Here is a 15,725-nt window from a genome sequence, read left to right as displayed (position 1 = left end):
CACCAAAAAGGCTCATTTTTCTTCTCCTACACCTACAAGGTGTTCATCAAATCCAGTTGAATGCGGCCTTAGGCTGCTTCGTCTTGTTCATCGGTATCGGAACCATCATCCGTTCCCGGATCCGTTCCGGTATCCGTACTGTTCGCGCCCAGTTTAACGTTGGTAAGGGTCGAGAACGGTACAGCGACATCGCCGATGCGCAGATAAATGTCGTCATCATTAATGTCGACACTGTCGACAGAGCCAATGATGCCAATCGCCGTAGAGGCAGGCTTGCCTTTTTCATCTTTGAAGGTATCGCCGTTTGCAGCCATCGGTTTGAGAACCAGCGTGTATGCACCTTCAGCTTGAGCAACACCGCTGTTGTTCTTGCCATCCCAGTGGAAGCTCTGAAGGCCGGAAACATCGGTGAGTTCTTCGGAGTAGACAGTTGCACCGGACTGATCCTGAACCTGCAGCTGCAGGCGCGGAACTTCGGGCGAGATGTTGTATTTGTAATTAAGCTCGCCGCCATCTTTAAGCCAGTTGGTATCCCCAACAGCTTCAATTTCGGCACCGACATAGGACAGAGCGGATAGCTGGCGCTGCTGACTTTGCATGGCCAACAGGTTTTCGAGGTTCTTGTTGCTCTGAATACCTTGTTCAACTTGGGCGAACTGGCTCAACTGGTCAGTGAACTTGTCACTTTCCATTGGCGATGTCGGATCCTGATTCTTAAGTTGCGTGGTTAGCAGGGTCAGGAACGTATCAAAGTTCGCCGAAAGCTGATTGGCAGAGCTGTTTGATGCGGCGTTGGTATCATTCGTTGAAAGACCAACGTTGGTTAAGGATGAAATGGCCATGGGCTTGTCCCTCTACCTTTCCTATATCCGAATATCGACAAGGCCGTTGGGATTGATCCCATAGCCAATGCCAACATGTTCGGCGAGTTCGGCTCCGCTCAGGACATCGCCATCATCGGGGCTGCTGCCCTGATTGGCTGTCATCTGAGATCGACCATTGCCATCCTGACCTTGGCCACCTTCATTCCTGTGCTCGAAGGTGAAGCTTTGACTGTCTGCATTAAGGCCGGCATCTTTAAGAGCCTGCTGTAATGCACGAGAATCCTGACGCAGCATATCCAGCGTTTCACGGGTATCTGCCTGAATGACACCTTGAACACGGCCATCGTGACCGATTTCAAGTTTCACATCGACGCGACCCAGATGTTCCGGGCGAAGCTGGACCGAAATTTTATCGACACCTTCACTCGCAGCATTGCGGATTGAAACCGCGACCTGCTGCTGAACCGGCTGAGCCGGGGCCTGACGTGCTGTCTGACCTGTAAGGCCGTTGGTGCCAGCCTGATTTAGACTGTTGGTACTGTTGACTTGCCCGTTAACCGCTTGTGCCGATCCATCTGTAGCTGTTGTTGCCGTAACGGCGGTATTTCCATTAGCCGTCGCCGCCTGAGGCTGGGGCGATGTATTGGTGGGCGCTTGTGCGCCTGCCGCTGCGGCCATGGCTTGCTGTGCGGCCTGTGCCGGATTGCCTGCAGACTGTTGTGTGGTGCTGGCATTGGTGCCAGCTGTAGCCGTATTGGTCGTCGTCGCATTTGACGGCGTTTCCGTTTTGCCTTTGCCGTCTCCACTCATGGAGTCAACAACGCGCGAGAGGAACTTGTCGGATGACAGCTCGTCTCCCGTGGCATCGCCTTCACCTGCGGCGTTCATCGCCATTTTGACCGATGCGCCAGCGGCGGGCTGCGATAGTGCGGTTGAGCTCATCAATCCGTCGGTGGTGCCGTCAGAAGCAGCACCATTGGCCGTCATGCCAGCGGCAGGTTGACCATTATTCGCCGCTGCTGAGTTCTGTGCTGTACCAGATACTGCGACCGTCTGTGCCTTGGCATTTGCAAGAGCGAGTGCTTCTGGCGATCCCGGAAGTGGCACGGCCTGAACCGGCTGATTCGGGTCGACAACTGTGTTATCGGCGACGCCGTCTGTTTTTGTCGCTTCGCCTGTACTCTGGCTCTCTTCATTGGTTGCAGTATCAGAAGATGTTTCTTTGGCGGTGCTGGCGTCATCGCCCGATGCATCGGGTTCGTTGCTTGCCTGTGCGTCCGGATCGCGCGGCGTATCGTCGCTGCGATCAGCGCTGACATCTTGATGTTCATCGGGTTTCTGTTCGCGGACCTCGGCATGATCGTCTTTGTCGATATGGCGCGGTTCGTCGTCGCGGCGCGCGTTGCGTGCGTCGTACTCGTCAGCGGCATCGTTGTTATGAAGATGCGCTTTTGCGTCTGAGCGGCTTTTCTCCCAGTTGCTCTGGGCAGATTTTGCCGCGTCATTTCTGATCTGCGCGTTACGTTCAGACCAATTATCTTTGACTGAATTCATCACGTCGCCAAAGCCAGAACCGGCACTTTCCTGCACGCTGGAGCCAGGAATAGAGACGGTTGGCATAATGCTGTTTGTAATCGCAGAGCTGTTCATAATTTCGGTCCTCATCGAAACAGTGTCAGAACATTTGCAATTGGCGGGCCAGTTTTAAGTGTTAACAGAATCCTTATATTTTCAGTGAGTTAGCGCACATTAGGTCCTTGGGGTAAAATTTGCCGAGCGGATGCTCTTCATCCAACAGGGCAAAAACGCCCGTGTGAGTTTGGTGAGACACGTCTGATAGGTGAGATGGAAGATAGAGCAGGGCAGAGGACACAATAAGAAAAAGCCCCCGGCATGGCGGAGGCTTTCAAAATCTTACTTAATATGTCTGCGGTCTACATAGCCTAATTAGGCCGAGATCGACAACGTTGACTTGGCAGGGGCCGGAGTTTCATCGCCTGCCGGTTTTCTTTCGCCAGTCGGCTGTGCCGGCTGACCTTGCTGTACAGCCATGATCGCTTGACGAAGTTCGCCTTCACTTTTTTCAGACAAAACATACCAAGAATCTCTGATCGGCCTGAGAAGCCCGATGACTTCTTCTGCAGCCTGAGGGTCGTTGTGGCGATCAACATCCATCAACCGAATAAGACAATGGGAATAAAGCTGTTCAAGATTGAACGCGATTTCACCCCCTTGATCCATATCTAGGGTCTTTGACAAATGGGCGATCAGTTCCTGCGCGTTGGAGTTCGCATTACAACGGGCCTGAATATCTTTACGCTCAATTGCGTTTTGGGCTTCTTGCAGGCGCGACAAAATTTTCTCATACAACATGAACACCATCTTGGCCGGTGAGGCTGTATTAACTTGCTGCTGCTTGTAAGTATGGGCGGCGTGTTCGTTCATGAGACACTCCTTAGTCTACGGCTGGACATGCTAGTGTGCATGTATGGCGGACAAAAGTTAACTGTTTTCTTTGCCTGCAGCCATCAACTCATCGAGAGAACTCTGAATGTTCTTCATTCGCGCAAGGGCAGATTCCATCGCAATGAACTTATCCATAAGGACTTCTCGCTGTCCGGCGAGGCGTTCGTCAATCCTATCAACCTTGTCGCCATAAGATGTATTTTGCGTCTCGATTTCCGAGATTTCCTGAGACAAAAGCCCGTTTTCGTCGTCAAGAATGGAATCAAGTTCAAAGAAGAACTGAGATCCCAAACCTTTGCTGGTGGTAATGGTTGCAGTGTCTGCAGCCATTTTGTCACCACCGTAAAACAACTTAAGGCCGTCTTCGGTTGTAAAGCTTGATCCACTATTGATCGTTGCAACATTACCAAACGTTGTAACGCCATTGACCGTCTTGTCATAGGTGACACTGTTGATGTCACCAGCAGATGCATCAATGGTAAATTCGTACGTTGCGGCACTTGTCTTGCCACTAAAACTGGTCATGCTGACGTCAGAATTATCCGACTTGCCCCGGAATAGGAATAAGTCCATCACTTCGCCTGGATTGTTCAGAAGTGCTGCGTTTAAAGCGGTTTCGTCAATTTCCAGCGTTTTTGAAAGTGTTGGATCTGCATTTGCACCATAGCCAACGAAATCAATTCCAATTTCCGCAAGCACAGTATAATCGTCTTTGCCCGGTCGGTCGGTTACGCCGTCAGCAAATGAGCCAGCAATCTGTTGCAATGCGGCTTCAATACTCTTGACGGATGAGTTGCCCAGCAATATCGCATCGTCAGATGCCTTTCCTGTGGACGTATCGACAAATGTCTTTTCGTTCACAAAGGATTGAACTGCATTATAAGCTTCGACAAAATCAAGGATGGCTGTTTTGGCCTGATTAAGGTCCTGCTCAATGCCAATGGTCACCGTTGTTCCAGGTTCTGCATCATACAGGCTTATAGATAGGCCATCTATCAGATCGGAAAATTCATTTGATCCACGGGTTACTGAAATGCCGTCAAGCTTGATCAACGCATCATTGCCATCATCAATGACATTTGCTGCATCGATGGTGGTTGCATCGGTCAAAACACCAAGACTCTGAAGAACCGAACCCGTATCGTCGCTAAAGGACATACGATTGGCGACACCTTCTTCAGTTGACGTGAAGATGATTGTACTTTCGGTAGCGGAAACTTTGATAACAGATGCCTGTACGCCGGTGTTATCCTTGGCATTGTTGATTTTGTCTCGAATATCCTGAAGTGTATCACCAGCATTTACTGTAATGCTGGCACTGCCGGTACCACCCGTAATAGTAAATTCGCCTGTTCCGGTAAGGCCGGTAACGTCAGCGCCTGCCGCCACAGCCTGCGTGTCACTTGAAAGCTTGTGGTTGCTGGCAATTTGATCAATTTCGAAGGTGTAGCTACCGGACTCGGCGGCATTTGTTGCGGTAACACCGATCAGAGACGCTGCCGTCGAACCGTTGGAAGAGGCAAAGATTTGCTTTGATTCGAAGACATTTTTAGAATTGTCATAGCTCGTGGCACCATAAAGGTTTGCCATCGAGTCCTTAAGTGTTCCCATAAGCGTCTGCAGCTCTTTGAGCGCGACAAGCTTTTCGTCATTTTTCTCAATACGAGATTCAAGATTGTCTGCCGGAATACGACGTGCTGCAATCATTTGGTCAACGGTATCGACAAAGTCGATATTCGAAGACCCACCAGATAGCTGTACGCGACCATTTTCGCCGACATAAATGTTATTTAGGTTTAAGCTACTCATTGGTTTAGCTCCCTGGGCGCTATCAGTAGGCTTCGCTGTAAGCTTGCATTTCCATCAACCAATTGGTTGGAGCAAGAAGCGTGCCGACTGGTGCCCAATCACCTTATTAAATTTCTTCGTCCACAACACTGCCGAGGTATTCACGCATCTGGGAAAACAGCTGCTGCAGTTCTTTGGACGGAAGTTCGCGCAGGATTTCACCGCTGGCGCGATCTGTGATTTTTGCCACGACGCGTCCGGTGTCTTGATTGAAATTCAATTCAACACGCGCATCGTTGTTTGCAATTTCCGGAATATCAAGGTTGGCAAGAGCCTGCTGAAACTTTGAAGCTGGGCCATTGTCAGTGGTCTGAGGCCGTACGGCTGCCAGATCAAGTTGTTTTGGAGCATTGCTCGTCGTCGCAGAAGGAGCCTGAACAGAAGAACTGCTGCTCTTAGTGGTGCTTGAAGTATATGTGCTAACAAGTTCCATTTGACCCTCCTATGCCATCCTAGGGCAAAGGATAAACCGGATATGGGATGAGGGTTAACCCTCATCCCAACTCGGATATCCGGATTACTGCAAGAGACGCAGCAGGTTCTGAGGCATCTGGTTCGCCTGAGCCAGCATAGCCACGCCGGACTGAACCAGAATCTGTTTGGAAGTGAACTTGGTCATTTCCGCAGCAACATCAAGGTCCATCAGTGTCGAACGAGCTGCCTCGTTGTTTTCCTGTGACGAGGCCAAGTTTTTGGCCGCGAAATCAAGACGGTTCTGACCCACACCCACGTTAGAACGTGCAGTCTGCAGCGTATCAATCGCAGTATCAAGGCCTGCTATTGATGCCTGAGCACCTGCAAGAGTGCTGACGTCAAGTGCTGCAACACCAAGTGCGGCAGAACTGACCGAGGTCAAGTTGAAGGTGAGACGGTCAACCGCGGCATTGTTGCCGGAGCCGATCTGATAGGTCAGGGCGGCCGGGCCGGTCTGCGTTGCAACATCAAAGGTGTTGTTGGCGGTGATATCTGTACCGAACGCAAAAGCAGAGTTCAGAGTAAGGGTGATACCAAGTGCACCAAATTCTACGTCGGCAGTTTGAGCTCCTGCCAAGGCAGTAATACCAACATCGTCCAAATCAACCGACTGCGAGAAGTTCGCCTGGTTCGTATTGGTCAGGGTCATGATGTTCGTGGCGTTGTCAAAGGTGATCGAAATCGTGTCGGCAGCAACAAGACCAGCATCGGTGTTGATTTTGAAAGCCGCAATACCATCAGCAGCTTCGATGTTTGTACCAACAGCTGCAGGGTCAACACCAAAGGTGGTCTGGCCGGAAAGCAGCTGAATGCCGTTGAAGGAGGTTGAGTCCGCTACACGCGAAACCTCGGCATCGAGCGCCTGGAACTCGTCATTGAGGAAGCCGCGTTCGGTGGTTGACAAGTTGTCAGATGCTGCTTGTACGGCCAGCGTTTTCATACGAGTCAGAACGTCGTTGATGGTCGACATGCCACCATCGGCGATCTGAAGCATGGAGTTTGCCTGACCAACGTTAACCGTTGCAGTCTTGAGCGCTTCTACCTGTGAGTTAAGACGTGCACCGATTGCCATCGAAGCGGCATCATCGCGAGCAGAAACAACGCGGGTACCTGACGAAAGTTTAGTCAGCGAGCGGGTCGCCATTTCGTCAGAATTGCTCAGGTTACGGTGAGCAACGTTAGCGGCATAGTTGGAAATAATATTAAGAGCCATTGTATTTCTCCTACATGGATAGCTCGGAACAGCTTGCTGCCGTTCGAGGACTGGCAACATCGCCAGAACTGTTTCCAAAAAGATCTTCCTGATCACTTGGAAACGAATTTGTTTCTACGCTGAAATATACGTATGTATGGTTTTGTTGTCTAGCAAAAAGTGAATAAAAAATTAATGAATAAAAACAGTATGTTACTTCGGGTTCTGTGCTTCGAGTATCACGTTTTGGTTCAATGTGGTTATTAAAGTTACAGCTATTTAGTTCATTCTCATCTGATTCGCGAATCGATTTGGTCGACGCATGATCACTTAATGTTCTTCACAATTATATGTCTGTCTATCTGTGCAGGTAAAAGTAAAGAAGGGCTCGCGAGAGCCCTTCTTTAATAATTATTCGAAAGAGAACGCTCGTGGTGGCGGTTAGCCCTGCAGAAGACGCAGCAGGTTTTGCGGCATCTGGTTCGCCTGAGCCAGCATGGCCACACCGGACTGAACGAGGATCTGCTTGGAGGTGAATTGGGTCATTTCAGATGCAACGTCAAGATCCATCAGCGTTGAGCGAGCCGCCTCATTGTTCTCTTGTGAAGATGCTAGATTCTTAGCCGCGAAATCAAGACGGTTCTGGCCGACGCCGACGTTGGAGCGTGCTGTCTGCAATGTATCAATTGCAGTATCAACACCTGTAATAGCCGCCTGAGCGCCGGCAAGTGTGCCAATGTCAAGGGCAGCAACACCAAGAGCAGCCGAGCTCACTGACGTCAAGTTGAAGGTAAGGCGGTCAACTGCCGCATTGTTGCCGGAGCCAATCTGATAGGTCAGGGCCGCCGGGCCGGTCTGCGTTGCAACATCAAAGGTGTTGTTGGCAGTGATATCGGTGCCGAAGGCAAATGCAGAGTTCAGGGTAAGGGTGATACCCAGTGCACCAAATTCCACGTCTGCAGTTTGCGCGCCCGCCAACGCGGTAACGCCAATATCGTCCAAATCAACCGACTGTGAGAAGTTCGCCTGGTCCGTGTTGGTGAGGGTCATAATGTTAGTAGCATTGTCGAAGGTGATCGAAATCGTATCGGCAGCCACAAGGCCTGCATCGGTATTAATGGTGAATGCGGCAATGCCGTCTGCAGCTTCAATGTTCGTACCAACTGCAGCAGGATCAACGCCGAAAGTTGTCTGTCCAGAAAGCAGTTGAACACCGTTGAAAGATGTGGAGTCTGCAACGCGGCTGACTTCCTGGTCCAGAGACTGAAACTCGTCATTCAGGAAGCCGCGTTCTGTGGTTGACAGATTGTCAGATGCTGCCTGTACGGCCAGTGTCTTCATGCGGGTCAGAATATCGTTGATGGTTGACATGCCGCCATCGGCGATCTGAAGCATGGAATTTGCCTGGCCGACGTTGACCGTTGCAGTCTTGAGCGCCTCAACCTGCGAATTCAGGCGGGCCCCAATTGCCATCGAAGCAGCATCGTCGCGTGCGGAAACAACGCGTGTACCTGATGAAAGCTTCGAAAGTGAACGGGTTGCCATTTCGTCAGAATTGCTCAGGTTACGGTGAGCAACGTTGGCGGCATAGTTGGAGATAATATTAAGAGCCATCTTTCTATTCCTACGTTGGTTGCGTGCGGCGAGTTTACACAATTCACCGGTGTTTCACTGGGCTTTGCAATTACTTAGGAATGTTGCTCAAGCCCGTTGCTCAGGAAACCATCCTGAAAAAGTATACTATCTGCCAGATAATCATTCAATAGGTGTGCCAGTTTACGTCATATGTGCTGTAGAGGTTGTATTTGTTGGCGCGTTAGATCTATCTAATGTTTTTCCGTCATGTCTTGTGGGAATTTATAACCTGCCTTTATGCGGAGAGTCGGCAAATGTTACCTACCAGGTTTGCGACACCAAAACTGGTACATGCCCCTGAATGTGTCAGGGAAACGTTCCTCAAAGCGGCACCATCGATCAAGTTGAAGGCTTTCCGGGCAATTCGGGTTTTCTTTCCGGAACTGGATCAGTGTTTGTGGGGTTGGTGTTTCAAATCCCAGGAACTCCAACCCTAGTTTGTCGAGGGCGGTTGCTATTTCAGGAATTGTAAAACGATGCTCTTGAACATGAAAGATCAAGTCTCTGCAAGGACTCAGGCTGTAAAAGTCACCGCGCATGCAAAGCTGTATGAGTTGCGGGTCGCCTTTTTCCGCAGCGGCAACGATATCCTGCCGACATCGACGCATTTCTGCGGCAGAAGATCCATAGCCACCTTGCTCAATAAACTTACGGGCGGCGATGATGTCGGGACGGCCTTTTTCACTGTAAAGCCCGATTTTCATCAATCCGCCATCACGCAGGAGGTCGACCAGAACCTTCCATCCTGCCAGCGGATCCGCCATATGGTGAAGAACACCACCACATTCGATCATGTCGAATTGTTTGCCAATCTTGTCAAGTTTGAGAATATCACCCTGTATATATTCAAGATTTTTGATCCCGGCTTCACGTGTTTTACGCAGCGCATAGGAAAGACTGCCAAGACTTAAATCAACGGCAGTTACCTTTGTGTCTACAAATCGTGAGGCGGCCTGAATTGCATGTTGGCCGGTCCCGCACCCTGCAACGAGTGTCTCTGGATTTTCAGGTGCCGTGTAATCATCGAGTTTGAATGAAAGCGGCGGCGCGCAAAGCACGTCCTTTACCGGTTTGGGAATTAGATGCGAAGTGTGAATCCAGCGTGGATAAGGGTTTTCCTCATACTGAGCGCGAACGTTTTGAGAGGTTGCGTCCTCAATATCTGCTATCTGAGGAATTGACTTGCGTAATGTCTTTTCGGTCTCAGGTTCTGTGATCTGAAGGCGATACACGGCCGCGCCTTCATCGTTATCTTTAGTCTGCGGGATTTGCGACTTCCATGGCATGGTATTGAGCGGCTCATAGCACGCAATCAGCAACCACAGGTCTTTGGAAGCAGTTTTTCCTTGGGCAAAGAGGCCTTCGACCTTTTGTTTCAAATTCTTCAGATGTTCTTGTTCTTTCGCATCAACAGCGTAGGCGTATTCATTGATGAAACATTGCTGCGCCAATACCGATATGAAGTTTATTTCTTGATCGTTGTGTTCGCCGCAACATGCACGAGAAAGTAGGGCGCGCCTTAGATTGGTCAGCAGTCTTTCTATACGTAAATCCGCTACTGGAACCTTTGTCATCAAGCGCATGAAAAGCGTTATTTGGCTAAGACTCTTTATATCGTCTTGAATTGGAAAGTCTTCAACGATTGCTTTATCAGCGTTGTCGAGAAGGCGCGAAAATTCACCACGATGCCTTAAGGCGCTGATAATTGGGAACATCAGGCTGGCGGGCGACATGTCTTGCTTGTCGAGAAGTGCCAGCAATGATTGTTCCAGGCCGTCACTCGTGCTGGAAAAGGACATGCCAGCGACACAGTCACGAAAAGCGTCCCAATGGCGATCGTTATCTGGCTGAAAGTTAACGGCCTGACTGTGCAGTTTGAGGGCTTCCTGGTGGCGCGACAGATATTGCAGAGCGATGCCTGTTGATGTCAGGATATCCGCGTCCGTCGGGCTTATTGCCCGGGCTTTTAGAAAGCTCTCAAGTGCTTGATCGTATTTCTGCTGTTTGATAAGAATTTCGCCAATAGCCTTGAGGCCCTCGGCGTGGTTTGGTGCAATGCTTACCGTTTTGCGGTAGCATTCAAGTCCCGCGTCAAGTTTGTCTGCGGACGCAAGGAGCGCGCCAAGGTTTTTATAGGCAGCAGCATATTTGGGTTTCAACGCTATGGCGCGACGATAGCATTCTTCAGCCGCAGCAGTATTACCAGTTGTGTTAAAAACCACACCTAAGTTGTTATATGCTTCAGGGTTGTCGGGAAAAATCGAAAGTGAACCCTGCAAGCATTCGATTGCTTTGGCATGTTGCCCAGCTTGATGAAGTGCGATACCTGCCAAGTACAGCGCCGTCGGCTGTTTGGGGTCAATTGCCAGAATATGCTTATACACCTCCAACGCCTTCGAAAGGTTGCCGCTAGAATGGTGCTGTTTTCCTGCGGCAATAAGCTGCTGTATCTCAACAGATGGTGCTGGCATGCTCGCACGAAGGGGACGTGCCGATAATTTTGAAGAACCTGACGTGGACTTTTTTTCGTTGCGACGACGTTCACTTCTGTTCATTTGGTGCCTAGTCTTTTTAAAGGTCCATTTGTACAGGGTAGCGGTCATTGCCCATGACGTGTTGCCATGCTACTTGACGACCTGTATCAACGAGAATTGGCGCGCGCACGTTAGTGGACAGCCTGATGCCTTTGCCATCCGGTGCACTACGAATGGTGACGACCATTAAAATGGCCATGTCATCGGAATTAATAGCCAAGCTTTTATGCGCTATCATCAAATCCTTATCGTCATAAACTTCGCTTTCCATATTGTATGGTGCGACGATGAAAGACAGGTTGGCATCTGTCAGGCTTTGATAAAGCTTGAACTGATCAAGCGAACTATTCGGGATATTGGCAAGCCCAAAGACATGATGTTCCGGGAAGCCAAGTAGGCCAACAGGCATGTAAATGCCTTTTTCCCAGCTGAATTCGATATCGCCGAATCGTGTTTCTACAGTCACGAATTCAGGGGTTTCTGTCTCGGCAACGTTTTCGGTTTCCATGCCCGCTTTACTCCGACGGTCCAATGTTTTAGCTGTGCAACTGGCAAGTGATTGAACAGGCAAAACAGTTAAAGATACAAATTATTATATTAGATAATCAACGCAAATAGTTAGCCAATGATAAATCTGCAGCACGCGAAATCGAAATGAAACTTGCCTGGAGTGCCGTCTCATGCTGAGACAACTCAGCAAGGGTCAACGGCACGTCAACGGTTTCAATGTCGGAAATCGCCTGCGCGGCAAAAACTTTAAAGTCTTCGTGGCGTGCTTCGAAGCGTTCAATATTGGAGATATCAAGACCAATCTGTCCCTGTACGTTAGGCAGATTATCAATTGCGTCGGAAATAAAACCAATCGCGACGACAAGAGCATCTTCATCTTCGGTTCCGGCGGCAACGCCAAGTCCTTGGATCAATTTCTTGAATGCAGGATTGTCGGCCAGAATACCATAAGACACTTCATATTGATCATCAACGCGCGCATTGAGGATGAGTTGGTCACCGTCATAATAATCTGCATCTTCCCGCGGATTGGGGATTTTTTCCATTCCCAGAACCGTAAGAAGGTTGCCAACACCGCTTTCTGAGATGGTGATCGACCCATTTCCAACATTTTCGATATTTAGGCGTGGATCTCCTTCACCGCCCAAGCCCCGCATAGATGCAATTGCACCATTGGTCGTCACGCTGTTGATTGCGTCACGCAAGTCACCAATATCATCGGTTGCGGCATTATAGTTCACAGTGCTGGTAACACTGTTACCATCGACATCTGTACTGACAATCTGAATTTGCCCCGATGTAATGCCAAGCGAGGTAAGCGTAGTTGCGTCTGTCAGAGTAACATCTGCGTCGCTGATATAATTGTCCGGCGCATAAATCTTATCAAGATCAACAGCCGGTTCTTCAGAGCGGCCACCGGCAAACAGATACCGGCCGTCAAGGTTAGTATTGAGCAAGTTGGCGACTTGCTCCATGGCCTGACGAGCCTGTCCGCGAATATTAACGTCGTCGCCCTGTAGGGCAGAACTTGCTTGAATAAGAAGCGTCTTCATTTGCGTCGCAATGGTTATCATGCTGTCGACAGCTGTTTCCATGCTTTGAAGACGCAGCTTAGCTTGCGTCGTGTTGCGCAAATACTGTTCTGTGCGGGTATACTCACCCTCAAGATTAAGGAGGCGCTGGGTGCTGTCGGCAATGCCCGAATAGTCGCGTGATTTATAACCGCTCGATGCTTGGTTTTGCAGATCAGTTACGCGCGCTGCGTTTCGGAGCGCGAGATCCGAAAGCAATGTATGGTTCGTATATGTTGCGACGCGGGTTACCATGAGTGCCTCACTTTTCTAACTCGCAGTTTAAACTGCTCTGAGCAATGCATCAAACATTTCATCAACCGTCGTTATGACTTGGGCTGATGCGGTGTAGGCGCGCTGGAAGATGATAAGATCTGACATCTCTTCGTCAAGGTTAACGCCCGCTTCGTTCTGGATGCGTGTGCTCAAGTCAGTCACCAGGTTTGTCTGGAATTCATAACCACCTTGCGACACGGATGCCTTGGTTGCCGCAGTGGCAACAATGCCAGCAGCAAAATCGGTCAACGAGGTGCGTTCTCCAGAGAGGCCGCCAGCGGCTTCAAACTGGATGTCGGAGCGTTCAAAGGTGTTGCTTAGCGCTAGAGCGGAAGTGTTGTCGCCTTCGTGAACGCCAAAGCCAATCCCCAAGCCTAGAACGGTGGTGAGGCTATCTGCATTGGGTAGCCCACTATCGCTGAAATAGAAGGGGTCGCCGTCGGCATCTTTAACGCTTAGCGTGTAACCGCCAAGTTGACTGTTAAATACGACACTTGCAGTGATGTTGTTATCGGTCAGTGTTGCGCTGTTGTTGATTGCATTGGCGATATCGTCAAGCGATGTCGTACTGTCGTAGTCAATGTTAACGTCGGTGAAGCCACCGCTAACGGTCAGGGTGTAGTTAAGCGGCGGTGGCACCAGCGGACCAAGGTTTGGGATGGCCGCAGCGTTGTCTACGACCGCGGTTGACGTTTCATAGGTATCGGCATTCATCTGGCCGCGTACAATACGCGATGGGTCGTTTTGGATGGCGGCAGATACGTCCATGTTACCAGCGAGAGTCGGCTGATCTTCGGTCATGCCGATTTTACCTGTAAGTGTGCCTGCGTCCGTGATCGTCATGTTGGATGTGTAATCAAGCACAAGGCGGTACCTATTGCCATCTTCCACGATGAAGGCAGCTTCTTCTGAGGCAGCGACAGTCATGCCCGCCCCCTGAAGAGCAGTACGGATATTGTCACGCACATCTTCAAGTGAATCTGTTGCGGCATAGTTCACCGTGATCCCACCAGCCAGAACACCTGATCCAGCGGAGATAGTGAAGGAACTCGCAGTTGCATTCAGAGCTGTGGTAGAATTGCTTTGTGCCGAGGACGTCATCGTATCGGAACGTTTGACTGTGGCGACAAAGTCATTCAGACCAAAGTAATGTGAAAAACCTTGCTCGCGACCATCACTGGTCGTGATTTGTCCATCAAGTTCATTGATTGCGACACGGTTGCCGTCGGATCCTTCGATCACGAGTTGATTGTCAATCAGAGACGCCGTGAGGTAACCACCGGCGTCGGAACCGTTAATGGTGTCAATGATGCCTTGCACTGTTGCCGGGGTTGTCGGCAGCGTAATGTCGGACCAGCTATCGGCGGCGACAAGTTGACCATCGTCATCAAGTGCTGCGACCCGGAATGCCCCAGTTGCTGTCAAAGGGTCACTGGTGGCGACCATACGGTTACCTGAAAGGTTGGTCGGCGGTGGGAATGCCGTGCCTTTGTTATGTTCTTCGTTAATCGCGTCGCGCAATTCGCCTGCCAGTTCATTGATCTGGTCATTGAGGGCGGGAATTTCCGAATCGCGCATATCAAACAGGCCCTTCAGTGTGCCTGTACGCAGCGTATCAGTGATATCTGCACCACTGAGTGATATGCCGGACCCACCCGTGCCGGGTTCGAAGCCTGCGGTTTGGGTGAAGGACAGGTTATTCGGCGTGCGGTCCAGTAGCGTGTTCGCGCCATTAGCCGAATAGATTACGATCGAACCGTCGTTCCGACTGAACGTCGTGACGTCGATGATTTTAGACAACTTGTTGAGCTTCTGATCACGCTGATCTTCAAGTTCGGTCGTCGGCTGGTCAAGGTTGTTAAGGCGCACAATACCGGTATTGAGCTCGGAGATTTCACTCAGAAGTGTGTTGGCGTTGTCGACCTCATCGGTGATCTGGTCGTCAATATCATCACGCATGTCCTGAAGCTGGGTTGACAGCTTCTCGAACGATTCCATGACTTGAAGGGCGCTCTCGATGGCTTCGACGCGCGGCGAGTTCTGATCGGGAGTGACGCCGAGTTGTTCAAAGGCATCTGCCAGGTCATTAATGCGTTGGCTGATGGCGGCATCTGACTGCGGGGTGCCAAACAGGGTCTGGATACGCTGGAAGAATTCATAGCGGACTTCTTCGCGGCCGGCTTTACCCAGTTCTCCACGCATTTCACGCACCAGGCCCTCGTTCACGTTGCGATAGATATCAGCAACCTGTGAACCAGCTCCCTGACCATCAAGGGTAAGGGTTTCCTGTCCGGCGATCTTTTTTGAATAGCCCGGGGTGTTTACGTTCGAGATGTTCGAAGACGTAATCGCAATACGAGCTTGCGCCGTGTTAAGGCCTGAGATCGCTGTGTTAAGAGCCTGGGTTAGTGACATGATATTTGCCTTTAACCTTAAAGCGTTTCATTGACGCTGAATGAACCACCAGTCTTGTTGATGGTCCGGCCATATCCGCCAATTGATGCCTTGCTGGCCTGAGCTGAGCGGTTATAGGTCGTGCAGTCGTCTTTAGATTTATCGTTTACCGCACGGACAATGGCCTGCACCACACGTTCGTTGGTTGCCTTGGCGGCCTGAAGCACGGTCATATTGCGTCGGGCGGTCTCCTGAAAATCGGCCTGAAGATCACGCAGTTCCGCGCGTTCTTCTTCGGGTAGTTCCCGAAGTTCTTCGCCGCGGGCGCGCAATTTAACGACGATCTGTTCGTATTGCATCGACAGGGCAGATTTTTCCGACAGGAACTGCTCGTATTCATCGCGTGCGATGGTCCGAAGGCCCGTGGTTTCACGTTCCAGTAGGGACATCAGGTCGTATGTCACGCTTTTAAGTTCTGCAATCAACTCTTGAGTGGTCATTT

Annotated in this window: 12 protein-coding genes; all 12 read right to left on the bottom strand. The window is 50.4% G+C overall.

The annotated features are described in order from the left end of the window. Positions 1-68 precede the first annotated feature (68 nt). Positions 69-842, bottom strand: coding sequence for a flagellar hook capping FlgD N-terminal domain-containing protein (locus AMM48_RS21730; RefSeq protein WP_102785776.1), 774 nt, complete (start codon positions 840-842; stop codon positions 69-71). 21 nt (positions 843-863) lie between these two features. Continuing rightward, complete coding sequence (locus tag AMM48_RS21725; RefSeq protein ID WP_158246507.1) at positions 864-2,474, bottom strand: flagellar hook-length control protein FliK; 1,611 nt, start codon at positions 2,472-2,474, stop codon at positions 864-866. Between the two features lie 297 nt (positions 2,475-2,771). Continuing rightward, on the bottom strand, positions 2,772-3,269 hold the full coding sequence (gene fliS / locus AMM48_RS21720) for a flagellar export chaperone FliS (RefSeq protein WP_102785774.1): 498 nt from the start codon (positions 3,267-3,269) through the stop codon (positions 2,772-2,774). A gap of 57 nt (positions 3,270-3,326) precedes the next feature. Further along, positions 3,327-5,099, bottom strand: a complete 1,773-nt coding sequence (gene fliD / locus AMM48_RS21715; protein WP_102785773.1) for a flagellar filament capping protein FliD — start codon at positions 5,097-5,099, stop codon at positions 3,327-3,329. 106 nt (positions 5,100-5,205) lie between these two features. After that, entirely contained in the window at positions 5,206-5,571 is a 366-nt protein-coding gene (locus AMM48_RS21710) for a flagellar protein FlaG (RefSeq protein ID WP_102785772.1), read from the bottom strand. A gap of 84 nt (positions 5,572-5,655) precedes the next feature. Next, a complete protein-coding gene (locus tag AMM48_RS21705) occupies positions 5,656-6,825 on the bottom strand; it encodes a flagellin (RefSeq protein ID WP_102785771.1) in 1,170 nt (389 codons plus the stop codon). A gap of 420 nt (positions 6,826-7,245) precedes the next feature. After that, complete coding sequence (locus tag AMM48_RS21700) at positions 7,246-8,418, bottom strand: flagellin (RefSeq protein WP_102785770.1); 1,173 nt, start codon at positions 8,416-8,418, stop codon at positions 7,246-7,248. Between the two features lie 278 nt (positions 8,419-8,696). Then, positions 8,697-10,994 carry a class I SAM-dependent methyltransferase gene (locus AMM48_RS21695; RefSeq protein ID WP_158246506.1) on the bottom strand — a complete coding sequence of 766 codons (2,298 nt, stop codon included), beginning with the start codon at positions 10,992-10,994 and terminating at the stop codon, positions 8,697-8,699. A gap of 16 nt (positions 10,995-11,010) precedes the next feature. Continuing rightward, positions 11,011-11,481 carry a flagellar assembly protein FliW gene (fliW, locus tag AMM48_RS21690; protein ID WP_022731868.1) on the bottom strand — a complete coding sequence of 157 codons (471 nt, stop codon included), beginning with the start codon at positions 11,479-11,481 and terminating at the stop codon, positions 11,011-11,013. 97 nt (positions 11,482-11,578) lie between these two features. Beyond that, positions 11,579-12,808 carry a flagellin gene (locus tag AMM48_RS21685; RefSeq protein WP_022731869.1) on the bottom strand — a complete coding sequence of 410 codons (1,230 nt, stop codon included), beginning with the start codon at positions 12,806-12,808 and terminating at the stop codon, positions 11,579-11,581. A gap of 27 nt (positions 12,809-12,835) precedes the next feature. Then, positions 12,836-15,244 carry a flagellar hook-associated protein FlgK gene (gene flgK, locus AMM48_RS21680; protein WP_102785768.1) on the bottom strand — a complete coding sequence of 803 codons (2,409 nt, stop codon included), beginning with the start codon at positions 15,242-15,244 and terminating at the stop codon, positions 12,836-12,838. 17 nt (positions 15,245-15,261) lie between these two features. Further along, positions 15,262-15,723 carry a hypothetical protein gene (locus AMM48_RS21675; RefSeq protein ID WP_022731871.1) on the bottom strand — a complete coding sequence of 154 codons (462 nt, stop codon included), beginning with the start codon at positions 15,721-15,723 and terminating at the stop codon, positions 15,262-15,264. Between the last annotated feature and the right edge of the window lie 2 nt (positions 15,724-15,725).

This window comes from Thalassospira sp. GB04J01, assembly GCF_000751115.1.
In the GTDB taxonomy this organism is placed as follows: Bacteria; Pseudomonadota; Alphaproteobacteria; order Rhodospirillales; family Thalassospiraceae; genus Thalassospira; species Thalassospira lucentensis.
This window is presented reverse-complemented; position numbering and strand designations above follow the sequence as displayed.